At 70.5% G+C, this 23,925-nt stretch carries 19 protein-coding genes; 6 read left to right on the forward strand and 13 right to left on the reverse strand.

Annotated elements, in window-relative coordinates; genetic code table 11:
* Positions 1-46: 46 nt before the first annotated feature.
* Together AOK17_RS39695 and AOK17_RS39700 are read right to left on the reverse strand one after the other, a co-directional pair.
* A complete protein-coding gene (locus AOK17_RS39695) occupies positions 47-1,402 on the reverse strand; it encodes an MFS transporter (protein ID WP_055617481.1) in 1,356 nt (451 codons plus the stop codon).
* Positions 1,403-1,554: 152 nt separating this feature from the next.
* Positions 1,555-2,190, reverse strand: a complete 636-nt coding sequence (locus tag AOK17_RS39700) for a TetR/AcrR family transcriptional regulator (RefSeq protein WP_055617482.1) — start codon at positions 2,188-2,190, stop codon at positions 1,555-1,557.
* A 143-nt stretch (positions 2,191-2,333) separates the two neighbouring features.
* Here AOK17_RS39700 and AOK17_RS39705 point away from each other — a divergent pair, with 143 nt between their 5' ends.
* Positions 2,334-3,329 (forward strand): DMT family transporter, encoded by a 996-nt coding sequence (locus AOK17_RS39705; protein WP_055617483.1) that lies wholly within the window; start codon positions 2,334-2,336, stop codon positions 3,327-3,329.
* On the opposite strand, the gene AOK17_RS39710 is transcribed toward AOK17_RS39705, so the two are convergent.
* Positions 3,307-3,918, reverse strand: coding sequence for a LysE/ArgO family amino acid transporter (locus tag AOK17_RS39710; RefSeq protein WP_055617484.1), 612 nt, complete (start codon positions 3,916-3,918; stop codon positions 3,307-3,309). The genes AOK17_RS39705 and AOK17_RS39710 overlap by 23 nt on opposite strands.
* Before the next feature lie 66 nt (positions 3,919-3,984).
* On the opposite strand from AOK17_RS39710, the gene AOK17_RS39715 reads away from it, so the two are divergent.
* Positions 3,985-4,908, forward strand: a complete 924-nt coding sequence (locus AOK17_RS39715; RefSeq protein WP_055617485.1) for a LysR family transcriptional regulator ArgP — start codon at positions 3,985-3,987, stop codon at positions 4,906-4,908.
* A gap of 33 nt (positions 4,909-4,941) precedes the next feature.
* Here the strand turns inward: AOK17_RS39715 and AOK17_RS39720 are convergent, their stop codons facing one another.
* Positions 4,942-5,475: a hypothetical protein gene (locus AOK17_RS39720; RefSeq protein WP_055617486.1), complete on the reverse strand. Its 534-nt coding sequence runs from the start codon at positions 5,473-5,475 to the stop codon at positions 4,942-4,944.
* A gap of 583 nt (positions 5,476-6,058) precedes the next feature.
* On the opposite strand from AOK17_RS39720, the gene AOK17_RS39725 reads away from it, so the two are divergent.
* The 3 genes from AOK17_RS39725 (at position 6,059) to AOK17_RS39735 (ending at position 9,415) form a co-directional block, all read left to right on the forward strand.
* Entirely contained in the window at positions 6,059-6,409 is a 351-nt protein-coding gene (locus tag AOK17_RS39725; RefSeq protein ID WP_055617487.1) for a DUF485 domain-containing protein, read from the forward strand.
* Positions 6,403-8,040: a solute symporter family protein gene (locus AOK17_RS39730; protein WP_055617488.1), complete on the forward strand. Its 1,638-nt coding sequence runs from the start codon at positions 6,403-6,405 to the stop codon at positions 8,038-8,040. The genes AOK17_RS39725 and AOK17_RS39730 overlap by 7 nt, the downstream gene beginning before the upstream one ends.
* 124 nt (positions 8,041-8,164) lie before the next feature.
* Positions 8,165-9,415 carry a DUF4032 domain-containing protein gene (locus tag AOK17_RS39735; protein WP_055617489.1) on the forward strand — a complete coding sequence of 417 codons (1,251 nt, stop codon included), beginning with the start codon at positions 8,165-8,167 and terminating at the stop codon, positions 9,413-9,415.
* A gap of 9 nt (positions 9,416-9,424) precedes the next feature.
* Here AOK17_RS39735 and AOK17_RS39740 read toward each other — a convergent pair whose 3' ends face one another.
* The 6 genes from AOK17_RS39740 to AOK17_RS39765 form a co-directional block, all read right to left on the reverse strand.
* Complete coding sequence (locus AOK17_RS39740) at positions 9,425-10,273, reverse strand: universal stress protein (RefSeq protein WP_055617490.1); 849 nt, start codon at positions 10,271-10,273, stop codon at positions 9,425-9,427.
* 73 nt (positions 10,274-10,346) lie between these two features.
* Positions 10,347-11,477: a glycoside hydrolase family 88/105 protein gene (locus AOK17_RS39745; RefSeq protein ID WP_055617491.1), complete on the reverse strand. Its 1,131-nt coding sequence runs from the start codon at positions 11,475-11,477 to the stop codon at positions 10,347-10,349.
* 119 nt (positions 11,478-11,596) lie between these two features.
* Positions 11,597-12,835: an SGNH/GDSL hydrolase family protein gene (locus AOK17_RS39750; protein ID WP_055617492.1), complete on the reverse strand. Its 1,239-nt coding sequence runs from the start codon at positions 12,833-12,835 to the stop codon at positions 11,597-11,599.
* A complete protein-coding gene (locus AOK17_RS39755; RefSeq protein WP_055617493.1) occupies positions 12,832-15,204 on the reverse strand; it encodes a glycosyl hydrolase family 95 catalytic domain-containing protein in 2,373 nt (790 codons plus the stop codon). The genes AOK17_RS39750 and AOK17_RS39755 overlap by 4 nt, the downstream gene beginning before the upstream one ends.
* 30 nt (positions 15,205-15,234) lie before the next feature.
* Complete coding sequence (locus tag AOK17_RS39760) at positions 15,235-17,097, reverse strand: alpha-galactosidase D (protein ID WP_055617494.1); 1,863 nt, start codon at positions 17,095-17,097, stop codon at positions 15,235-15,237.
* Positions 17,098-17,244: 147 nt separating this feature from the next.
* Positions 17,245-18,429, reverse strand: coding sequence for an ROK family transcriptional regulator (locus tag AOK17_RS39765; protein WP_055617495.1), 1,185 nt, complete (start codon positions 18,427-18,429; stop codon positions 17,245-17,247).
* A 180-nt stretch (positions 18,430-18,609) separates the two neighbouring features.
* Between AOK17_RS39765 and AOK17_RS39770 the strand changes: the two genes are divergently transcribed.
* Positions 18,610-20,328, forward strand: coding sequence for an ATP-binding cassette domain-containing protein (locus AOK17_RS39770; RefSeq protein WP_079053544.1), 1,719 nt, complete (start codon positions 18,610-18,612; stop codon positions 20,326-20,328).
* Between the two features lie 19 nt (positions 20,329-20,347).
* Here AOK17_RS39770 and AOK17_RS39775 read toward each other — a convergent pair whose 3' ends face one another.
* The 3 genes from AOK17_RS39775 to pdxA all read right to left on the reverse strand — a co-directional run bounded on the left by AOK17_RS39775 (position 20,348) and on the right by pdxA (position 23,866).
* A complete protein-coding gene (locus tag AOK17_RS39775) occupies positions 20,348-21,826 on the reverse strand; it encodes an aminotransferase class V-fold PLP-dependent enzyme (protein WP_055617496.1) in 1,479 nt (492 codons plus the stop codon).
* A 146-nt stretch (positions 21,827-21,972) separates the two neighbouring features.
* The gene (locus AOK17_RS39780; protein WP_055617497.1) at positions 21,973-22,758 is read right to left on the reverse strand and encodes a DeoR/GlpR family DNA-binding transcription regulator; all 786 of its coding nucleotides are present in this window, start codon (positions 22,756-22,758) and stop codon (positions 21,973-21,975) included.
* A gap of 52 nt (positions 22,759-22,810) precedes the next feature.
* The gene (gene pdxA, locus AOK17_RS39785) at positions 22,811-23,866 is read right to left on the reverse strand and encodes a 4-hydroxythreonine-4-phosphate dehydrogenase PdxA (RefSeq protein ID WP_245697663.1); all 1,056 of its coding nucleotides are present in this window, start codon (positions 23,864-23,866) and stop codon (positions 22,811-22,813) included.
* Positions 23,867-23,925 lie beyond the last annotated feature (59 nt).

Below are 23,925 nucleotides of genomic sequence, written 5' to 3' on the forward strand. Positions count from 1 at the left end.
GCCCCCAGGGACGGGACGGGTAGGGGCGGCGGGGGCGAAGAAGGCCCTACACACTCCCCCGGTACCGCCGCAACGCCGGCATCGTCGCCGCCAGGACCAACATCGTGACGACCACCAGCAACCCGCCACCGGCAACAGCCGTGCGGGCGCCCAGGGCGGAGCCGGCCGTCCCATGGAGGACGTCGGCAAGCCGCGGCCCCCCGGCGACGACGACCGTGAAGACACCCTGCATACGCCCACGAAGTTCGTCGGTGACGGCCGACAGAAGGATGGCCCCGCGGAAGACCATGGAGACCATGTCGGCGACCCCGGCGGCGGCGAGGAACGCCACACCCGCCCACAGATTGGAACTCAGGCCGAACCCCGTGATGGCCACTCCCCAGGCGACGACAGCAGCAATGACCATGAGCCCGTGCCGCCGCGCACGCGAGAACGTACCGGACATCAGCCCGCCGAGCACCGCACCGATGGGAATCGCCGCGAAGAGCAGTCCAAGCGCGAGCCCCTCGCCGTACGGGGCGTACGTCTGGGCGGCGAGCTGCGGGAACAAGGCGCGCGGCATGCCGAAGACCATGGCGATGATGTCGGCGAGGAAGGACAGCAGGAGCACCTGGTTGAGGGAGATGTAGCGGAAGCCCTCCGCGATCCCCCGCAGGCCTGCCCGGCCGGCTGCCGCCGTGGAGGTGCCCAGGGGCGGCAGCGCGGGGAGCCGGTAGACCGCCCACACCGTGGCGCACAGGGCCAGGGCGTCGATCAGATAGAGCTCGGCGAGGCCCACGACGGGGATGAGGGCTCCGGCCAGCAACGGGCCGGCGACGAGCCCGGTCTGCATGACGGTCGAGCCGAGCGCGTTCGCCGCGGCCAGTTCGTCCTTGGGGACCAGTCGGGCGATGGAGGCCTGGCGGGCCGGGGAGTTGAGGCCGAAGAATGCCTGCTGGACGGCGAGCAGCACCATCAGGACGCCCACCGATTCGAGTCCGGTGACGGCCTGTATCCAGAAGAGCAGGGACGTGACGGCTATCCCGATGTTCGTCACGAGGAGGAGCTTGCGCCGGTCCACGCTGTCGGCGATCGCTCCGCCCCACAGCGCGAAGACGACGAGCGGCAGGAGCCCCGCGAAGCTCGCGTAACCGACCCAGGCCGAGGATCCGGTGATGTCGTAGATCTGCTTGGGTACGGCGACGGCGGTGAGCTGGCTGCCCACGGCCGTGACGATGGTCGAGGACCAGAGGCGGCGGTAGGCGGGGCGGCGCAGCGGCCGGGTGTCCATGGCCCAACGGCGCCAGCCGCCGCTTCTCTTCGGTTCGGCCGGCTCCGCCGGTTCGGCCCGCCCTGGTGCCCCGGTCTCCGATTCCGCACTGCCTTCCGCGCTGTTTTCCGCACCGCTCTTGCTCGTGTCCACGCCCGTCCTGGTTCCTCGACCCGACTACTCGACCTTATTGCTCGATACATCTTTCGATTCGGGGATCACTATCGCCGATACGGGGCCACCTGCGCCCGGCGGACCGATCCGTGGACGGGACGGGACACCCGACAAATGGGCAGCGAGGCGCGTCAGCCCGTCGCGCGCGAGTCCTCGACCGTCGCCAGAAGCACTGCCGCCTGCTCGCGGGCATGGTCGAGCGCGCCGGGAAAGATGCGCAGTCCATGGGCGACGAGGGCCCCCTCGTGGAGCAGCATCAGCGTGCGGCCCAGGGAGTCGGCCGAGGCGGGGGCGAGCGGGCGTACGAGGTCGGTGAACAGGGTGAGCATCCACTGTTTCTGGCCGGTGATGATCGCGTACGCCGGGTGGGATGTGTCGTCGATCTCCGCGTGGGCGTTGACCATGCTGCACCCTCGCGGGCTGGACGCGTCCATCCAGTCGCGCGAGGCCTCGAAGACAGCGAGAACGCCGTCGTGCGGGGTGTGGGCGGCGTCGAGGCGGGGCGCGAGGAAGGCCCGCCAGCGCTCGTCGCGGTCGGCCAGGTACTCGACGACGATCTGATCCTTCGAACCGAACCGGTCGTAGAGCGTCTTCTTCGTGACGCCGGCCTCGGCGGCGATGAGGTCGACTCCGACGGCGTGGATACCGCGGTCGTAGAACAGTCGCCCGGCCGCTTCCAGCGCCCGGCGGGCGCCGGGGGTCAGCGGCACTCGGCGCGGCCCGTTCGAGGCGGTCGACGTGATCGGCGCACTCGACGGAAGCGGCATACCCGATGCAGTCGACGCATTCGGTGTGCTCTGCGTCTTCGAGGTGCTCATTTCTCCATAGTAGACCGATCTGTATACTCGGTGCCAGGTATACAGATCGGTCTACTTCTGTCGGTCGTCCGGCCTTGGAGGTGTGTGGTGTCGTGAACATCCTGTTGTCGATCGCTTTCGTCGGGGCGTGGAGCTCCGGTTTCATCGGGGCCAAGCTCGGGTCGGGCAGCGCCCCCACCGTCACGCTTCTCATGTGGCGCTTCCTGCCACTCGCCCTTGTCCTGGGCGTCGTCGCGCTGACCGCGACGCGGGCTTCGTGGCGCGGACTCACGCCCCGCGATCTGGCCCGGCAGGCCGCCGTGGGTGCGCTGTCGCAGAGCGGCTATCTGCTGACGGTCTACTACGCGATCGAACTGGGCGTCTCCAGCGGCACCACGGCTCTCATCGACGGCACACAGCCCCTGGTGGCCGGAGCGCTGGCCGGGCCGCTGCTGGGCCTGCCGGTGTCGCGCAGGCAGTGGCTCGGACTGGGGCTGGGCGTGACCGGTGTCGCCGTCGTCACCGTGGCCGACGCGGGCGCGGGGGCGGGCGTCGCGTGGTGGGCGTATCTCGTGCCGTTCCTCGGCATGCTGTCCCTCGTGGCGGCGACCTTCCTGGACCGCCGGTCGCGTACGGACGTCCGCCCGATGGTGTCGATGACGGTCCACGCCGTCACAAGTGCCGTCGTTTTCACGGGACTCGCCGCGGCCACCGGGGCGGTGGCACCGCCCGCGAGCGGCTCCTTCTGGACCGCGGTGGTGTGGCTCGTGGTGCTCTCCACGTTCGGCGGGTACGGGCTGTACTGGCTGATCCTGCGGCGGTCGGGGGTGACCAAGGTCAACACCCTGATGTTCCTGATGGCCCCCGTCACGGCCGTGTGGGGTGCGCTGATGTTCGGCGAACCCTTCGGGACACAGACGGTGGTGGGACTGGCACTCGGCCTCCTGGCCGTCGCCGTCGTCCATCGAGGAGACCGCCACAACCGCCACGACCAGCACGATCACCACACTGGTCACGACCGCGATCGTGACCGACACCGCCAAAGCGACGACCAGGACTGCCAACAGCCCGCAGAATCAGGGTCGTTCACGCCCCGGCGACAAGCGTGACACCGAGCGCGATCATCATCGCCGCGACCAGAGCGTCCAGTACGCGCCACGCCGACGGCCTGGCCAGGAAGCGGCTGAGCAGCCGGGCGCCGAAGCCCAGCGCGGCGAACCAGACCAGGCTGGCGAGGACGGCGCCCAGGCCGAAGGTCCAGCGCAGCGGCCCGCGGTCGGCCGCGATGGAGCCGAGCAGGAACACGGTGTCCAGGTAGACGTGCGGGTTGAGCCAGGTCATCGCGAGACAGGTGAGTACGGCCCGCCGTCGCGAGCCGGCCGTTCCCGCCTCCACGAGCAGCGCCGAGGGCCGGAACACCCTGCGTACGGCGAGACAGCCGTAGCCGATCAGGAAGGCGCCGCCGATGAGCGCGACCGCGGTCAGCGCCTCCGGCCAGGCCACCACCACCGCTCCGACACCGCCGACGCCGAGGGCGATGAGCGCCGCGTCGGACAGGGCACAGATGCCCACCACCGCGAGCACGGCGTCCCGGCGGATGCCCTGCCGCAGGACGAAGGCGTTCTGTGCGCCGATGGCGACGATGAGGGAGAGGCCGGTGCCGAACCCGGCGGCAGCGGCGGTCAGAGTGCTGGTCACGGCATCCACGCTAGGAAGGCCGCCGTCAAGAGTACAGCTAAAGATTCTTACGTATCATTAGCGCTCGTGATGACAGAACTTCCCCTCGACCAGGTGCGTACCCTGCTGGCCGTCGTCGACGAGGGCACGTTCGACGCGGCGGCCACGGTGCTGCATGTGACCCCGTCGGCGGTGAGCCAGCGGGTCAAGGCGCTCGAACAGCGCACGGGGCGCGTCCTGTTGATGCGTACGAAACCGGTCCGGCCGACCGAGTCCGGCGAGGTCGTCGTGCGGTTCGCGCGCCAACTGGCCCGCCTTGAGGACGAGGCCAGGACGGAACTCGGCATGTCGGGCTCCGACGAGCCGACGCGGCTGTCGATCGCGGTGAACTCCGACTCGCTGGCGACCTGGTTCCTGCCCGCGCTCGCCCGGGTGCCGGAAGAGCTGCGGCTCTGCTACGAGTTGCGCCGCGAGGACCAGGACCACACGGCCGCGCTGTTGCGCGAGGGGCTGGTGATGGCGGCGGTGACCTCGTCGCCGGAGGCGGTCACGGGTTGTTCCGTACGGAGTCTCGGGCGTATGCGGTACGTCCCGGTGGCCGGCCCCGATTTCGCCGCGCGACGGCTCGGCGGGTGGCCGGACACGCCGTTGCGGGACGTGATCGGCGACGCGCCCGTGGTGGCCTTCGACCGACGTGACGATCTCCAGGACGCGTTCGTCCGGGGGCTCAAACGCGGTCGTGGCGCGGCGAGTTCACTGCGGCATCTCGTGCCGACCTCGGAGGGGTTCGTCGACGCCGTCGCGGCCGGAATGGGGTGGGGCATGGCTCCCGAGGTACAGGCGGCGCCGCTGCTCGACTCGGGACGGCTCGTCAATCTCGCGCCGGAGTCGAAGATCTTCATTCCGTTGTACTGGCAGCAGTGGAAGCTCGACTTCCCGGCGCTCGCCGCCGTGTCCGAGGCCGTCGCGGCGGCGGCCTCCGAGGCCCTGGACCCGGGGCGGGGCCGCTGATCCTCGACCAGGACGGCTCCGCCTTTCCAGCCGTCAGGAAGCCGGGCCCGGCCCCGCTTCCCTCTCCAGGAAGCTGATCACCTGGTCGGCGAGACCGTCCGCGGCGGACTCGGGGCGGGCACCGACGCCGACCGCCGGCTCGTGCAGGCCGATGCCACCGGACCAGAGGTAGCGCTCGGTCCACTCGTCGTCGACCTTCAACTGGACCTGGATGTCCACGTGGGACAGGCCGCTTTCGGGCGCGGCGGCGAACAGGACCGCGGTGGCCCGGCGCAGGGGATAGACGTCGAAGCCCTCGATGAACTGCGAGTTGCGCCAGTCCAGAAACGCGCTCTCGCCGTCGGTTCCGATACGGATGTCGAGCTGGCCGTCTTCGAGGTGAATGCCGAAATGCTCGGTCGTCCGGTTTTCGACGGTCACCCGGAATCGGAAGTAGATCAGGCCCTCGGCCGCGTCGTCACGCCCGCGCGGCGGTTCCGCCTTCTCCAAGCCATGGACGCGAATGCGCAGGCCGGCATGCTCATCGTCGTACTCCTGCCAGTCCCCGACCACATTCGGCTCGTACACAGTTCACCTCTCGACCTCAGAGGGCTGCTGTCTATCCCTGAGCGCGACGAGGTGTCAAATGAGCAGAATGGGCGTTGGCCAGGGATTTTACCCGGCTTGATCGCTGATCAAGCCCTGCCCAGCCAGAACCCCCCTCACAGGCGTCACGGCCGCCGCCCCGGCGTGCTGCACATCACGTCCCCCGGCCCGGGCCACCGGCGCGGCGCCCGGCGTCGCCGGTGCCGGCTCGGGCGTCGGCTCCGGCGCCCGATGCTGTGCAGTGCATTTGAGCCAGCCCAGCGGGCTTCGCAGGCCGAATAAGGCCGCTCGCATTTCCCTCACATTTTCGCTGTTGATTATTGAATCGATTGACTGCCAGAATCCGTTCAGCCTCGCCGACATACTCCATCGGCCGGGCTCCCCGGGTTGACCGGGCGAGGATTTCAGCGGAAATTCGGGCCGATTCCCGAACCGTTCGATCCAGAAACTTGAGCCGCGTTCAGCAATGCCTCTTGAGCTGCACTCTTATTTGATAAGGCACGGTATGCCACAACACCCAAGCCCGTACTACGGTTCCCCTCCGGACAGCACGCAGTCCGGACCCGTGGCCCGGAACAAGATCGGTTCGCATCCCGACTTCCGCTCCGTCCGCGGCGCCCACCGCAGATTCGGGGCGGTGGCGCTGGCGATCTCGGTGGGCGGGTTCCTGCTGTTCGTGCTGCTGTCGAGTTTCCTGCCCGACGTGCTCAATCGGCCGCTGTTCGGTCATGTGACGCTGGGACTCGCGGGCGGGGTGGGGCAGTTCGCCGTGATGGCCCTGACCGCGTGGCGGTACACCGTGCACATGGAGCGGCGGGTCGATCCGGCCGCCGACCGTCTGCGCGCCGAGATGCACCGCGACGCGGCAGCGCGGGCCCGGGTCCCCCAGCAGCAGAGGCGGTTCGGCGGATGGTGACACTCCCCCCGGACCACCCGGTCACTCTCTCCGCCGGTGTCGTCGGCGGCTTCAGTCTGAAGCTGACCTTCATCCTGTTCGTGTCGGTCGTCGTGGTCAGCATGTTCACCGCGCTCATCATCGCGCCGCAGGGCGACGAGATCAGCGAGTTCTATCTCGGCAACCGCACCATGACACCACTGCGCAACGGCCTGGCGATGTGCGGGGACTACCTCTCCGCCGCCACCCTCCTCGGCAGCACCGGTCTGGTCGCACTGACCGGGTACGACGGCCTGCTGTACCTCGTGGGCACCAGCGTGGCCTGGGTGATGGTGCTGCTCCTGATCGCCGAACCCCTGCGAAACTCAGGCAAGTTCACGCTCGGCGACACCCTGGCACTGCGTCTGCCACGCAGCCGGCGCTCCGTCCGCCTCGCCCTCGCCTTCTGCACGCTGACCATCACCGTGCTGTACCTCGTCGCCCAACTGGTCGGCAGCGTGGCCCTGTTGACGCAGTTCCTCGGCGAACCGTCCAGCGCCACCCGCACCCTGTGCATCGTGGCCATCGGCACCTTGGTCGTGCTGTACGTGGCGCTCGGCGGTATGCCCGGCGCGACCTTCATCCAGATCGTCAAAGCCGTCATGCTGGTCGTAGGTGTCGCGGTGACCGCCGTCATGGTGCTGCACCGCTACCAGTGGAACGTCGACGACCTGCTCGGCGGAGCCGCCTCCGGCAGCGGGATCGGCCAGCGGTTCCTGGAGCCGGGGCTGCGCTACGGCGGCAGCACGACCAGCAAGCTCGACTTCTTCAGCCTGCAGATCGCCATCGTGCTGGGACTGGCCGCACTCCCCCACGTGATGATGCGGCTACTGGCCCCGAGCGCCACCCGGGTGCTGCGGCGCTCCATCCTGTGGGCCATGGGCCTGGTCGGTTTCGTGTGCCTCGCCGCCGGTGTACTCGGCCTCGGCGCGACGGCGATCGTCGGGCGGGACGTCATCGCGGACATCGACGCGAAGGGCGACGCCGCGGTGCTGCTGCTCGCCCAGGACCTCGGCGGTGCCCTGCTCACCGCGCTCATCTCCTGTCTGGCGTTCGTGACGCTGCTGGCCGTGGCCGCGGGCCTCACCCTCGCGGCGGCCTCCTCCCTCGCGCACGACCTGTACGCGGAGGTGATCCGCAAGGGCCGGGCGAGCCAGCGGGAGGAGCTGACCGTGGCCCGTCTCTCCGCCGTCGTGATCGGTGTCCTGGGCATGCTGCTCGCGCTCGTCTCCTGGGGGACGAACACCGCCACCCTGGCGTTCCTGGCCTTCGCCATCGCCGCGTCCGCGATCCTGCCGACGATGGTCTACAGCCTGTTCTGGCGCCGCTTCAACGCGCGCGGTGCCCTGCTCAGCCTGTACGGCGGCCTCATCACGTCCGTACTGCTGGTCGTCTGCTCGCCCGTCGTCTCCTCCAGGCCCGGCTCGTTCTACCCGGGCGCGGACTTCGCCTTCTTCCCGCTGCAGAACCCGGGCATCGTCTCCGTACCGGCCGGGTTCCTGCTGGGCTGGCTGGGCACCGTCCTGGCCTCCCGCCCCACGGACACCGAGCCGTCCGAGACGTACGAGAAGTTCGAGGTCCGCGCGGTGCTGGGGGTGGACCAGCCGGTCTGAGCCGAGGAGCGGGCGCATCTCCCACCTCGTGACGAAACGGACGTCCATGTTGACGAAGGGGACGTCGAGGTGCGGAGATGCTCCTGCGACATGACGGCCGAACGTGAGGCAGGGCAAGCGAGCGATGGCATTGCAGATCAGCGCCACCAACCCGGAGCACCCCGCGCTCCTGCTCGACCTGCCGTGGCAGCTGCCCCTGGAGGAGTGGCCGGAGCACTACCTGGTGCCGCTGCCGCGGGGCATCTCGCGGCACGTGGTGCGCTACGCGCGCGCCGGTACGGAGGTCGTGGCGGTCAAGGAGCTCGCCGAGCGGCCCGCCCTGCGGGAGTACGAGCTGCTGCGCAGTCTCGACCGGCTGAACATCCCGTCGGTGGACCCGCTCGCCGTGGTCACCGGCCGCACGGACGAGGGCGGCGATCCGCTGGAATCGGTGCTGATCACCCGCCATCTGGGCGGCTCGATGCCCTACCGGTCGATGTTCGAGACGACCATGCGGCCCGCCACCATGCACCGGCTCATGGACGCATTGGCTGTGCTGCTCGTCCGGCTCCACCTCGCCGGGTTCGCCTGGGGCGACTGCTCGCTGTCCAACACGCTGTTCCGGCGGGACGCGGGCGCGTACGCCGCGTATCTCGTCGACGCCGAGACCGGGGAGCTGCATCCGCAACTGAGCCCGGGGCAGCGCGAGTACGACCTCGACCTCGCGCGCGTGAACATCAGCGGGGAGCTGCTGGACCTGGAGGCGTCCGGCGCCCTCCACCCGTCGGTGGACCCGATCGAGTTCGGCATGGAGATCTGCGCGCGCTACAACCGGCTGTGGGAGGAGCTCACCCGCACGTCCGTGTACCCGGCGGGCAAGCACCACTACATCGACCGCCGCATCCGCCGCCTGAACGACCTCGGCTTCGACGTCGCCGAGATGCAGATCGCGCACTCCTCGAACGGTGACACCGTCACGTTCGTGCCGAAGGTCGTCGACGCGGGCCACCACCAGCGCCAGTTGCTGCGGCTGACCGGGCTCGACGCCGAGGAGAACCAGGCGCGGCGGCTGCTGAACGACCTGGAGTCCTGGATGGCCACCCAGGACGACTACGCGCCCGGCGACCCGCTCGCCGCCCGCCCGGAGGTGCTGGCCCACCGCTGGGTGCGGGACGTCTTCCGGCCGACCGTGCGTGCCGTGCCGCGCGAGCTGCGCGGCTCGATGGATTCGGCCGAGCTCTACCACGGGCTTCTCGAACACCGCTGGTATCTGTCCGAGCGGGCCCAGCACGACATCGGCCTGGACACGGCGGTCGAGGACTACGTCAAGAACATCCTGCCCCCGATGCGGGACGCGCTGCCGCCGCCGACGGACGACACCGCGCCCTCGGTCTGAGGCGGGCGGTCAGGCCGGCGGGACGACCGCCACCGGGCAGGGCGCGTGGTGCATGGCCGCATGGGCCACCGAACCCACCCGTGCGCCGACGGCGGAGCGGTGCGCGCGCCGGCCGACCACCAGCAGCTGGGCCGGCGCGGCAGCCGTGAGCAGTACCTCGCCCGCGCTGCCCATCTCGACGTGCTGTGTCACCCGCACCTGCGGGAACCGCTCCTCCCAGGGCCGCAACGCCTCCGCGAGCGCCTTGTTCTCGTACTGCTCCAGTCCTCCGGCCTCGTCGGCGAGCTTCAGCGAGGCGGGGCTGAAGGTGAAGACGGTGGGCAGGCTCCAGGCCCGTACGACGCGTACGCCGGCGCCGCGTGCCGCCGCCGTCTCGAACGCGAACTCCAGTGCCGCCGCGCTGTCGTCCGGGCCGCCCTGCTGCCCGACGACGATCTCGCGCCCGGCCGCCTCGGACTCGGCGAGATCCCCGGCGCGTACGAGGACGACGGGCCGCGCGGACTCGGCGACCACCTGCTGGCCGACGGAGCCGAGCAGGAAGCCGACGATCGCTCCGTGCCCGCGGGTGCCGAGGACCAGCGTCTCGGCGTCCGCCGCCGCGGCGACCAGCGCCTCGACCCGGTCGCCTTCGAGGACGTCGGTGGTCACCTGCAGGTCCGGGTGCCGGCCGGTGACCTCGCGTGCGGTCTCCGCCAGCGCGTCCCGCACGTCCCCGGTCCGGTCCTCGCCGTCGGACTTCTCCCAGGCGTGCACCACACGCAGCGCCAGTGAACGGCGTACCGCCTCCCTGGCCGCCCAGTGCACGGCAGCCAGGGACTCGGCGGAACCGTCTACTCCCACGGTGATCGGGCGGGTCATGTGACAGCCTCCGTCGCGTTGGTTGATGTGCCCACGCTACAGAGCCATTACGCCGACCCGCACGGCGGTGCTGTCAGCTCGTCAGAAGGGCGAGTTCGGTGCCCCCGAGCAGGAAGGCACCCACGCCGAAGTCCGAGGTGCTGTCGTACGTGACCGGCTGACTGGACTCCGGGCGGTCACCCACCTTCTGTACGTAGCCGAGGAAGCCGTCGGGATGGACGGCCGTGGTGACGAGCCCTTGCCACGCCCGGTCCGCCACCGGCAGGAACGCCGCCCGGCGGACGAGACCGGCACGGATCGCGTACGCCGTGCCGTACAGGAAGAAGGACGTGCCGCTCGTCTCGGGGCCGGGCAGATGCTCCGCGTCGGCGAGGTTGACGTTCCAGAAGCCGTCCGTGCGCTGTGCGGCGGGCAGGGCGGTGACCAGCCGGGTCAGGGTCTCCCGGTACTCGCCGGTGTGCCGCTCCGACCGCGGCAGGGCCTTGAGCGTCTTGACGTGTCCGCCCGCCACCCAGCCGTTGCCGCGCGACCAGACCACCGGTTTGCCCGTCGGCGAGACGATCCCGCCGGGCAGGAAACGCTTGTCGCGGTACCACAGGCCGGTGCCCGGATCGAGGAGACCGGGCCCGCCCTCTACACGCTTGGTGTGGTTGTAGAGGGCGTACAGCTTCTCCCAGTACCGCGGGCCCTTGCGGAGCACGCCGAGGCGGGCGAACGGCGGCATGCCCATGTGGAGGGCGTCGTCCCACCACCAGTCGTCGTTCTTGCCCGGCTGGTCCGTGAGGACCATGCGGCGCAGGGACTCCTCGATCGCGGCGAGCTTCCGCTCCTCCGGCTCGATCTCGTAGAGGTCGAGATAGGCCTGTCCGGCGTTGTGGTTGTCGGCGTGACGGGTCGTCACCCCGCCCCGCAGGCCGTACGCGTGCTTCTCCGCCCAGCCACGCGCGTACGCCAGGTAGCGGGGGTCGCCCGTCAGCCGGTGCAGCGCGAGCAGACCGCTGAAGAACGTCGCGTTGGCCCAGCCGTTGTCGCCCGGGTCGGTGTGCGCGGCGATCCAGTGGTCGGCGACCCGGCGCAGGACGGCGAGGATCTCGGCTCGCGTCGGCAGCGCCGGGGCCGTGCGGGCGGTCGCGGTCGGAGTGGTGAGGAGGGTGGCGGAGGCCGCGAGCGCGGTCCCGCCGATGAGTAGGCGACGTCGGTTCACTGGGTCAACTCCTCTGTGTGTGGGGCACATTGGGGCGAGGTGTCAGTGCGATGCGTCAGTGCCGTGTGTCAGTGCCGTGTGTCATGCGTTGCCTCGACTGCTCCGCCTCGGCGCGGTGCTCAGGCGGAGCATTCGAGGCTCTTGAGGTCGACGGCGTCGGCCATCGCCTGCATGCCCTTGTCGTTGGGGTGCAGACGGTCGCCGCCGTCGAAGACGGGGAGGATGCGCTCGTGGTCGTAGGGGCTGCGGAGGATGCGGTCGAAGTCGGTGACGGCGTCGAACTCCCCGCTCTCCCTGATGAATTGGTTGATGTTCTGGCGTACGGACTCGGCGGCGGTGTCCCACTCGTACCAGCCCTTGAAGGGCGCGACGGTGGCTCCGACGACGCATTTCCCGGCCTCGTGGGCGCGGGCGATGATCTCGCGATAGCCCTTGATCATGTCCTGGGCGGTGACGCCGGAGTGGGCCTTGATGTCGTTGACGCCCTCGAAGAGGAACACCGTGCGGACGCCCGGCAGGGAGAGGACGTCACGGTCCAGCCGGTTGAGGGCGCTCTGCCCGGCGCCGTCCGCGAGGACCTTGTTCCCGGAGATGCCCTCGTTGGCAACTCCCTTGACCTGCCCGGTCGTTGCCCGCAGGCGACGGGCGAGGTAGTCGGGCCAGCGGCGGTTCAGATCGCTCGTGGACTGCCAGCCGTCCGTGATGGAGTCGCCGAGCGCGACCACGGCCCCGGTGGCCGAACTCGTCCGTACGGACACGGCGTCGAGGTAGAACCAGGAGCCGATCGGCTGGGTCCAGGAAGCCGCGGCCTCCTCGCCCGTGTGATCGCCCTCCGCCGCGTACGAGGTCTGCATGGCCATGGAGTGACCGGTGGCCGTGCCGCTCGCCTCGCTCGTGTGGATACTGACGGCCAGGTCGGTCGCGGCGGGCACCTTCCCGGGGAGCGGGTCGCTGTACGCGGTGGCGCCGGCCGGGACCGTGACAGAGCGGGAACCGCCGAAGGTCAGCCGCTTGTTGGTGCCGCGGACCACGGTGGCGCCCTCCTGCCGGATCCCGGCGTAGGCGCTGTCGAAGGTCAGGGGCCGGTCACCGAAGGCGTTGGAGAGCCGAATGCGCAGGTCGTCCCCGGCGACGCTGGTGCGCACGATCAGGCGGTAGCTGCGGTCGTTGACGGCGTCGCCGATGCGGTCCGCGCTCGCGCCCCAGGTGACCACGTCGTGCCGCCGCTCGGCGGCGGCAGCCTGGGCCGTGGACGCGTGCGAGTCGGCCGGCTGAGCCGCCGCGGGCGTCACCTGGACGCCCGCGGCGATCAGCAGCAGGGCGACCAGACGACCCGCACGGGCGAATCGGCCCGTCATCGGGCGAAGTCCCGCAGCGTGACGGACCCGCCGGGCTTCAGCGTCACCGTCCGGGACGTGTTGCCGTACGCCACTGTCGTGGTCCGGCCGCCGACGCTGTGGATCCGGGCCTCGGTGGGCTTCCCGTCACGCCAGCGCAGATCGACGGTGAAGCCGCCGCGGACGCCGACTCCCGTGACGGAGCCGGACTTCGCCCAGGCCTCCGGGAGGGCCGGGAGCAGTTCCAGGTGGCCCGGGCGGGAGTACACGAGCATCTCGATCATCGCCGCGGGCGTGCCGAAGTTGGCCTCGATCTGGAAGATGCCGCGGCCCTTCTCCACTTCGTAGATGTCGAAGAGGTTGGGGGCGGTGCCGTTGCCGCCGTCGATCGACGGGCGAAGGTTGTTGACGACCAACTGGTAGGCCTTGTCGGCGTCCTTGAGCCGGGCCCAGCACAGACTGCGCCAGGCGTTGGCCCAGCCGAAGCTCTCCATTCCGCGCGCGGCGAGCAGGGCCGTGGCGCCCTCCACGATCTCCGGCGGGGTGGAATCGTCGGGACGGATACGGTCCCCGGGGAAGAGCCCGATGAGCGGGGACAGGTGCCGGTGGGTGGTCTCGCCGAGGTTGTCAGGCGACATCCACTCCTCCAGCCAGCCCGTCTTGGGGCTCACCTTCGGCAGATACAGCCGCTTCTGGAGGCCACCGATCTTCTTCGCGTAGGCGGAGTCCTTCTTCAACTCCTTGGACGCCGTGAGGAAGTGGTCGAACAGCACCCACACCAGTTCCTGCGCGTAGGTGATGCCCTTGGCGTCCTGCGGGCCGTGCTCGGGCGACCAGTCGCTGTCGTCGATGAGCACTTCCTGCGAGGTGCCGGGGAGTGTCGTGGTGATCAGCCGCGCCTCCCAGAACTCGCAGGCCCCCTTCAGGAGTGGGTAGATCCTCGCCAGATGGGAGCGCGACCGGGTGAACTCGTAGTGCTCCCACAGGGTCGTGCACAGCCAGGCGTTGCCCGCCGGATGCCACCACCAGCCGCTTCCGCCATGGATGTTGGTGGAGAAGGCGACGGCCCAGCCTGCGACCTTTCCGGTGGAGTTGCGGAAGCGGTTGCGCGGGTCGTTGTAGAGGTCTTTGGTGAGCTTCGTCCAGGACGGGAACTGGGCGAGGCAGTAGTCGGTGAGCGCGTCGAAGCACTGGGACAGCCCGGCCCGGTCGGCCATCCAGTAGTTCATCTGGATGTTGATGTCCGTGTGGTAGTCGCCCATCCAGTCCGGGTCGTTGCCGTCGAGCCACAGCCCCTGGAGGTTGAGCGGGAGGCTGCCGCGGGACCCGGAGATCATCAGATAGCGGCCGAACTGCAGGTAGGCGGCCTCCAGTTCGGGATCGGGCTCACCGTCCCTGGCCCGCGCCCCGAGCCGCTCCCAGGTGTCCAGGGCGCGCTGCTCGTCCGACGACGTGCCGAGCGAGATGTCCAGCTGCTCGAACAGCTCGCGGTGGTCGGCGACATGGGTGCGCAGCAGGGTGTCCGCCGAGTGGTCCGTCGCGTCGCGGACCTTCGTACGGGCCAGCCGCTCGGGGTCGAGGGACGGGTCGCGGTAGCCGTTGGAGGCGTCGGGCGCGTAGTTGGTGCCGCCGCTCACCACGACGGTGAGTTCCTTGCAGCCGGAGAAGTCGATCCGCGGGCCGTTCACCCGGACGCTTCCGCCACTGCTCGACGCCTTCACGGCGGCGCCGTAGCGCAGACCGTTCGGGAAGGCGGCACCGAAGGAGGTGCCCGTCACGCTCTCTTCATGCGTCCCGTCGAGGGCGATGCTGCCGGTGTAACGGCCGCCGCCGCTCTGGGTGAAATGCAGGACGATCGCGTCGTCGGGGCGGCTCGCGAAGATCTGCCGCTTGTACGTCACTCCGGAGCGGACGTACGACGTGGTCACCACGCCCTGCGCGAGGTCAAGCGTGCGGCGATAGTCGTTCACGGCGGACAGGTCGTGGTCGGGGATGTCGACGGTGAGGCGGCCGAGGAGCGTGAAGGACCCGAAGTTCTCGCGGTCGTAGGGGAATTGGCCGTCCGAGTCGAGCTTGTCGTTGAGGCCGCCGGTCCACATGGTGGCGTCGGTGATCAGGAGGAGTTCACGGCCGGGGTCGTTGCTCGCGAGGGCACCGAGGCGGCCGTTGCCGACGGGCAGGCCCTGCTCGATCATCGAGTGCTCGTCGCCGGGCGCCTGCCACCACAGCTGGTTGCGTGAACTCCCCTTCGGGAGCGGGGCGTCGGCGGGCCGCTGGGGTGCGGCCGACGCGGTGAAGGCGGGCAGGCCGCCGAGGGCGGTGGCGACGCCGGCCGCCGCGGCAAGGGAGAGGAGTCTTCGTCGGCTGGGCTCGGTCGGGTTGCTGTCCATGGTGCGGCTCCAGGGGGAAGAGAACGGCGGTCAGGACGACTTCGGGACGTCGATGCGGTCGATGTCCGGGGCGTAGCCGGAGCCGCTGTCGAAGGTGATGGTGTTGGCGCCGGCCTTGAGGGTGACGGGCACGCTGACGGTCTCGGCGGTTCCCCAGTCCCCGGTGGAGGGGAACTTGTGGTGCCTGGCGCCGTTGCCGTTCGCGGAGACGTCGATGGAGCGGGCGTCACCGCTGACGTAGCCGACCTTCACCATGTACGTACCGGCCTTGGCGACGACGACGTCGTTGAAGCGGAGCTTGCCGCCGACGTAGAGGTTGCCGACCTTCTTGCCGCCCGAGCAGGCGGAGCAGTCGGCGACGGAGGCGTTGCCGCTGAGGGTGTTGGCGGTCGACTCGGCCTCGTAGCCGGTCGAAACGAGCGCGGCGCCGCGCGGGGTGACGGTGAACAGCCGGGAGCCGTGGGCGGGCAGGGCCTGCGTCACCTTGTTCGTGTGCGTGCCGAGGTTCTCGCGGTTCCACAGGTCCCGTACGGAGGCCTTGCCGGTGAAGCCGAGGGTCGACCAGTCGGCGGTGACGGCGGCGGGAGAGTCGGCGAGGTTGAACAGGGCCACGGTGTAGCTGCCGTCGGCGTTCTTGGCCGCCCACACCTGCTGCGGGTCGGACGGGGTGACCGGGCGGGCGGGCGGCGTGCCGCCCTGGTTGAGGGCGATGACCTCGCGGTTGGTCAGCAGCGACACGCCGTAGGAGTCGAGCTTGGTCAGGTCGTCACCGGTGTAGAGCGGGGACTTGGCGATGGCCCACAGGGTCGCGTAGCTCTGCCGCTCGGCCTTGGTGAGGCCGTCCATCTGGCCGTTGCCGACGTCCAGGGAGTCCAGGTCGTTCCAGCCGCCGGCGCCTGCGTGGCGGGTCCAGCCGGGGGCGTCGTCCCAGCGGTCGTCGACCGAGTTCTCCCAGCTGACAAGGGTGTTGCAGTAGCACTCGACGTCGGTGTCGATGCGCCAGCCGTTGGAGTACTTCTTCCAGTCGGCGACCCGGCCGATGTCGAGCGACCAGGAGATCTCCAGGTGGATCGGACGGCCGGTGGCGGCGATGGCCTTCTGCCAGGCGGCGACGTCGGCAACGTTGTCGTACTGGTCGCCGTTCTTGCCGGAACCCGGTCCGACCCCGTCGAGCTTGAGGAAGTCGTAGCCCCAGTCGGCGAAGAGCCGCGCCTGCGAGTCGACGTACTTCTGGGCGCAGGGGTTGGAGAAGTCGAGCTTGTAGGCGCTGTCCCAGCCGTTCGTGGTGCGCAGGTCGCTGTACACGATGTCGGCGGTCGTGCATCCCTCGGCGTTCCAGATGGGGGTCTTGCCCTCCCCGTACGCCTCCTTCTCCAGGCCGACGGGCAGGTAGATGCCCGCCTTGAGACCCTTGCCGTGGATGTGGTCGGCGACTGGCTTCATGCCGCGCGGGAAGCGGCCCGGGTCCGCCTTCTGGCGGGCGTACTCGTCGAATCCGGGCTTCCAGTCCTTGGCACGCCACCATCCGGCGTCGAGGTTGACGTACTCGTATCCGTACGGCTTGAGCTTGGCCGCGAGGGCGTCCGCCTGCTTGAGAACGTTCTTCTCGGTGAGGTAGCTGTAGTCGCCGTCGGGGTTCAGTCCGGGGTACTTCGAGGACTGCATGCTCCAACTCGACCAGCCCATGTAGGGCTTGGCCGCGACCGCCTCGGCGCCGACGCCTGCGTCGGCGGCGGACGTGGTCGTGGACTTGGTCGTGGGAGTGGTGGCGGTGGGGGTGGCGGCCTGGGCTGCCGGGAGGGTCGTCGCCATGGCCGCGGTGAGGGCCACGACGAGCACGGCTCTTGTGGAGCGACGGGCAGGGGTTCCGGGGGCGTACGAGGATGACCTCATGGGTCGGACCTCCAGTGATGAGTTCGGCTCTGCGCGGGTGCGGGTGCGGTGGGGAAGTGGTGCGGTGGGGCGGGAACTTCCTTGGAGGCCAAGGATCTTGACGGCTCGTCAGGAGTTCGTCAGAAGTTGGTCAGAAGTTGCGGCGGCTCATCCCTGGCCGCGGGTCGGACCACTGATGAAGGACTGGATGGCGGTGGCCGCGGCTCCGCGCGCCCACTCGTCGAAGGGCAACGGGCGTGTCAGCAGGTCGCATTGGGCGGCCGTGCCGAAGGCCGACGCGGTGAAGGCGTCGCGGATCTGCTCGGCGAACAGGTCGTACGCGGCGAGGCCCTCGCCCGAGATGATCACGCGTTGGGGGCCCATGAGGTTGGCGACGGTCGCGATGGCCCGGCCGATCGCCTCCCCGGCCCGCGCGTACACCTCGCGGGCTCCGGGGTCGCCCCGGCGGGCCAGGTCGACGGCCTGCGCGGCGTCCGCCACCGGCAGACGGGTCGCCTCGCGCACGGCGGCGACGATCGCGGGATCCGCGGCGATGGCCTCGGCGCACCCGCGGTTTCCGCAGTGGCACGGCGGTCCCGTCGGGTCGATGACCACGTGCCCGATCTCGCCGGCCACGCCGTACGCGCCCGAGACGACCTTGCCGTGCACGACCAGGCCGCAGCCGATGCCCGCACCGACCGTCACCACCGCGAAGTCGGAGAGACCGACACCCGCGCCGAACCACTGCTCGGCGACGGTCAGGGCCCGGACGTCGTTGTCGACGGTGACCGGCAACCCGGTCGTCATCTCCATGAGTTCGGCGAGGGGAAGGTCGCGCCACTCCAGGAAGGGCGAGAAGCGCACCTCTCCGGCGGCGCGGTCCACATCGCCGGAGACGGCGACGCCGAGCCCCTGGACCCGGACGCCGAACCCGTCGGCCTCCGCGAGGAGTTCCTGTGCGAGGGCGGCGACCGAGGCGAGCACGGCCTTCGGTTCGCGGTCGTCCAGGGGTACGTGCCGGGCGACGCGGATCCGGCAGCACAGGTCCGTCAGTACGGCGATGATCTCGTTGCCGGTGATCTTCACGCCGATGAACAGGGCCCGTCCGCCGTCCACCCGTACGGGGTTGGCGGGCCGTCCCAGGGACGGGCGTGCCTCGTCCCCCGCGTCCTCCACCAGGTACCCGGCCTCCATCAACGGCCGGACCGCCTTCGTGACCGCTGCCGCCGAAAGGCCGGCCCGGCCGGCCATGTCCGACCGGGTGAGCGGGCCGTGGGACAGCACGGTGGTGAAGATCTGGGCAGCGGCCGGCGTGTGTGCCGGGAACGCCTCCGTACCAGGAGTCGAGCGCATGCCCGGAACCTAGGTCCGTTCTTTTCCGCCGTCAATAAAAGAAGCAAGGATCCTTTGAAGAGGGGGGATTTGACGCTTTGGCCCTACGGATGCACCCCATCACCGGATATCGCACCGGCACTTGCCCGGCACCGCCCCCGCTCCTGCGTGTGGTCCATGGTCTCCTGGCATGCTGCCTCCATGCCGATACCGACTGGGCCCCGCCCGCCCGTTGCCACTTCGCTCGCTCCGGTCGACGGTCTGCGGATCCAGGCGCGTCGGCTCACCCAGGAGGTGCGCGGAGCGGGGCGCGTGCTGGACGACGTGTCCCTCGACATCTCACCCGGGCGAATCGTCGTGATCGCCGGCAGCAGCGGCGCGGGCAAGACGGTACTGCTGGAGACGCTCGCGGGACTGCGGTCGGCCGGCGAAGGTTCCGTACTGCACGACGGGACTCAACCGGGCCCGCCCGGACCGGAGTTCGGGTTCGTGCCGCAGGAGGACATCCTGCACCGCGACCTCCCGCTCCACCGGACGCTGGTGTACGCGGCGGGTTTGCGGATGCCACCGGGGACGTCGGCCGAGTCGGTCACCGCGGCCGTGGACCGGGTCCTGGACACGCTGGCGTTGACGCACCGGGCCGGTACGCCTGTCCGTGCACTCAGCGGCGGCGAACGCAAACGGGCAAGCATCGCCGCCGAGTTGCTCACCAGACCGCGGGCACTCTTCCTCGACGAACCCACCTCCGGGCTCGATCCGGTCACCGGGGCGGCCCTGTTGCGGACCCTGCGCGCCCTCGCCGAGCACGGCACCACCATCGTCCTGACCACCCATGTCCTCGCGGACCTCCTCCGCGGCGACGACGTCGTGTTCCTGGCCCCGGGCGGACAGGTCGCGTACACGGGTGAACCGGGCGCCCTGTGCCGGGAGTTCGGGGTCGGTACGGTCGAGGAGGTGTACGAGGCGGTGGCCGGCGGCGCGCGTGTCGAACCCCCGGTGTCACCTGTAGAGCCCGCGGAGTCCGAGGACGGCACGGTTCCCCCTGAGCGGCCGGGGCCACGGCCGCGCGTCGGCGCCGTACGCCAGTGGTCGCTGCTCACCCGACGCGGCACCGCACTCCTGCTGCACAACCGGCTCTCGGTCGCCGTGCTGGCCGGTTCACCCGTGATGATCGTGGCGATGTTCGCGGTGCTGTTCCGCGCGGGAGCGTTCGATCCGGCGGACCCGGATCCGGGGTCGACGGCGATGATCATGTTCTGGATCGCGTTCGGCGCGTTCTTCTTCGGGCTGACGTACGGCCTGTTGCAGATCTGCACCGAACTGCCCGTGCTCCGCCGCGAATGGCTGGCCGGGCTGCGGATCGGCCCGTACGTGGCGTCCAAGCTCACCACCATGCTCCCGGTACTGGCCGCCGCGGACGCCCTGCTCCTCGCCGTCCTGCGCGCCCTGGACCGGCTGCCCGCGGCGGGCTGGGACACGTACGTCTCGCTGTTCGTGTCGAGCGTGCTGGCCTCGGCCGCCGCGCTGGCCCTCGGGCTGCTCGCCTCCGCCGCCGTGACGGACCCGGGGCAGGCGACACTCGTGCTGCCGCTGCTCTGCTTCCCACAGGTGCTGTTCTCGGGGGCGTTCGTGCCGGTGCCCCGGATGACGGCGGCGGGAGACGCGATCAGCTTGGCGATGACCAACCGCTGGGCGTTCGAGGCGCTGGGCAGCGGTATCGGCCTGGAGCCGCTGTGGCGCGACGGTGCCTCCCGGCTGGGGCCACCGCTGCTGGACTCGTACGGTGACTCGTTCGCGCATCCCGCAAGCCGGGGCTGGCTGATCCTGGCCGGGTTCGCCCTGCTGTTCCTGGCGGCGACGTGGGCCGTGCTGGTGCGCAAGTGCCGGAACGGGGTGGTGCGGGGGCGGGCGGGAAGGTGAGCCGGCGCCCGTCAGCCGCTCAGCAACCCGCCCTCGCCTCCAGTCCGGCCGCCCCGGGCACCCGGTCCCGGTAGGTCTCCCGTACGAACGTCAGGAACGTCTCGATGTCCCTGGGCTGTGACGACAGGCCGAGCGAGATCCGGACGGCGCCCGCCGACGGCAGGCGCAGCAGCTCCAAGTACTCCTCCAGGGAGGCGACTTGGCGGCGTGCGGCCGAGCGCAGCCGACGCGGTGCCAGGGCGAAGGCCGCCTCGCCCGCGCCCGGGTTGCAGAAGCAGCCGGTGCGCAGCGAGATCCCTCGCCGGGCGCTGTCGCGGGTGACGACCCGTTCGTCGATGACACGGCCGTCGGCACCCAGCAGGTTCATCGCGACCGTTCCGCCGCGGGACACGAGGTCGACGGGGCCGTACGTCCTGACCATCGGTGAGCCGTCGCCGTGCCGCAACTCCCGTAGACCTGCGAGGAGTTGACCGGTCAGTGCGGTGACGTGGGCGTGCACGCGGTCCATGCCGATGTTGTCGATCCACTCCAGTCCGGCCGTCACGTCGGGGACGGACAGGAAGTTGACCGTGCCGTCCTCGAAGGCCGCCTCGTCGTCCGCGAGGACGTGCCACTGTGCCTGCGCGCTGACCGCGTAGATGGTGCCGCCGGAGAACCAGGGGCGTCGCAGCCTCGCGAGCGCGTCCCGGCGGGCGATCAGGCTGCCGACGCCGGTGGGGTGGCCGAAGACCTTGTACCAGCTGACGACCGTGAAGTCGGGGTGGTACCGACTCAGGTCGAGGGTGTTGGCCGGTACGTACGCGGCGGCGTCGAGCAGGACGTCGTAGCCGCGTGCCTGGGCCGCCGCGATCCAGGTGAGCGGGTGCTGGACGCCGGTGAAGTTGCTCTGTGCCGGGTAGGCGAGCAGGCCGTGCGGGCGCTCGCCGGCGCGGCTCCGCCAGGGGCCCGGGCCACGTCCGAGTCGGGGGCCGCGTTCGCGCGCGGGCAGGGCGGCTCTCAGCCGCTGCTCGTCCATCCGCAGCCCGGGGCCGCTCACCGGCACGTACGCAGTGGTCGCGCCGCGCGAACGGGCGTACTCCCGCAGGCCGTTGACCGAGTTGTGGTTGTCCAGGGACATCACGAGCCTGCTGCGGCGGGTGAAGGGGTACGCCTCGCCGACCAGTCGCAGCGCGCCGGTCGCGTTGGCGGTGAAGATCACGGCGTACTCGGCCGGGTCCGCGTTGAAGTGGCGGAGCACCGCGCGGCGGGCCTGGGACAGCAGCTCTCCCGAGGCGCGCGAGGCCGGGCTCTCGGAGTGCGGGTTCCCGAAGAGTCCGCCGGTGATGCGGGCGGCGCTTCCCCGCACGAGCGAGGTCGGCGGAAGGCCCGATCCCGTGTGGTCGAGGTAGGTGTGCCCGCCGGCGTCGAGGTAGTCGAAGTCCTCGTCCCGTAAGTCCGCCAAGTCCCCTGCGTGGGCGTCGTCTTCGGGTATGTGGCCGGTGGTCTGCGCCTTGTCCACTGATCCTCCCGCATGAGAGGCCCGGCCCGTCCCCGAGTCCTGGGCCGGGCACGGTCTCCCAACATCATGCTGCTATTCGTCCCGGTGGGAAGGGGTTGCCGGGAATCGGCGCGATCGTGCCGCCGGGGCCGGAGCGACCCGGTCAGTCAGAGGGTGCCGACGGGCTCGGCCAGGACGGTGGTGACTCCGCGTGCGCGCAGTTCGGCAAGGATGCCGGGGTCGGCCGTCTCGTCCGTGACCAGGGTCCAGCCCTCGGGGAGGGTGGCCCAGGCGTGGAAGGGGCGGCGGCCCAGTTTGGCGGCGTGGGCGAGTACGTAGACGTGGTCGGCACGGCGGGCCATGAGTTCCTTGAGGCGGGTCTGGCGCAGATCGGCCTCGCAGATCCCGTGCTCCGGCGAGACGCCGTCGGTGCCGAGGAAGACCCGGTCGAAGGTGAGCCGTTCGAGGGCGGCCTCGGTCAACGGGCCGACGAAGCCCTGGCTGAGGGGTCTGAGGGTGCCGCCGAGGCACTCGACGTGCACCGTCTCGACGTCGGCGAGTTCCTGAAGCGCCGTCAGTCCGGTGGTCGCGATGGTCACGTCCTTGGCCGTACGCAGTTCGTGTGCGAGCGCACCGACCGTGGAGCCCGCGTCGAGGAGCAGCGTCTCGCCCGGCTGGACCTGGGCCGCCGCCCAGCGGGCGATGGCACGCTTGGCGTCGTAGGCCTCGCCGGTGCGCTGGCGCAGCGAGGCCTCCGGGTGCGCGGACAGGGCCATCGCGCCGCCGTACGTACGGGCGAGCCGTCCGTCGGTGGTGAGCCTGGCGAGGTCGCGGCGAATGGTGGAGGCCGTGACGCCGAACAGCTGGGAGAGTTCCTCCACGCTGGTCAGGCCGGTGGTGGTGGCGAGCTGGACGATCCGGTCGCGCCGGGCCTTGGAGCCGATCGCAGACATCAGTCTCTGTCCTCTGGTGTCCTGTGGTGCCGATGGTGCCGACGGGCCGGGGTCAGCGGGCGGCGGCCGGAGCGGATGACATCTCGGCGGCCTGGCGCAGCGCCTCGACCATGCTACCGGCCTCGGCCCGGCCGGTTCCGGCGATGTCGAAGGCGGTGCCGTGGTCGACGGAGGTGCGGATGACCGGCAGGCCCACGGTGAGGTTGACGCCCGCCTCGATGCCGAGGACCTTCACCGGGCCGTGGCCCTGGTCGTGGTACATGGCGACGATGAGGTCGTAGTCGCCGCGCCCTGCGAGGTAGAAGGCGGTGTCGGCGGGGAGCGGGCCGCGCGCGTCGATGCCGTCGGCGCGCAGGACCTCCAGGGCGGGGACGATCTTCGTCTCCTCCTCGCCGTAGCCGAACAGACCGTTCTCGCCCGCGTGCGGGTTGATACCGCACACCCCGATCACGGGCGCGTCGACTCCTGCTCGGACCATCGCGTCATGGCCGCGGCGCACGGTGCGCTCGACGAGTCCGGGCTCGATCCGGTTGACGGCGTCGATCAGACCGATGTGCGTGGTGACGTGGATGACCTTCACCTTGGGCGTGGACAGCATCATCGACACCTCCTCGACGCCGGTGAGATGGGCGAGGAGTTCGGTGTGGCCGGGGTAGAGGTGTCCAGCTGAGTGCAGGGCCTCCTTGTTGAGCGGCGCGGTGCAGATGCCGTGGACGTCGCCGTTCAGGGCGAGTTCGGCGGCGACCCGGATGTACTGGTACGCGGCGTCGCCGGCCTTCGCCGAGAGGGCGCCCCAGGGGAGGTCGGCCGGGAGCAGGCCGAGGTCGACGACGTTGATGCGGCCGGGCGTGAACTCGGCCTGGGCGGGGCCGTCGATGGTCACGATGTCGCAGGTGACGCCCAGGATGCGGGCCGCCTCGCGGAGGCGTTCGGCGTCGCCGATGACGACGGGGCGGCAGCCGCGCAGGGTGTCGACGTTCAGCAGGGCCGGGACGATGACCTCCGGTCCGATGCCGGCGCCGTCGCCCATGGTCACCGCGATGATCGGGAGCGGACGTCCGGCGGTGCCGGTCTGCTCGGCGGGCGCGGCGGTGGGGGCTGCGTTCACGTGGGTTCTCCTAGCGGGGCGGGCTGGACGGATGGGGCGACCGGCCGGCCGGAGGGCGG

Origin of the sequence: Streptomyces phaeochromogenes (assembly GCF_001418655.1) — a bacterium.
Classification (GTDB): Bacteria; Actinomycetota; Actinomycetes; order Streptomycetales; family Streptomycetaceae; genus Streptomyces; species Streptomyces phaeochromogenes.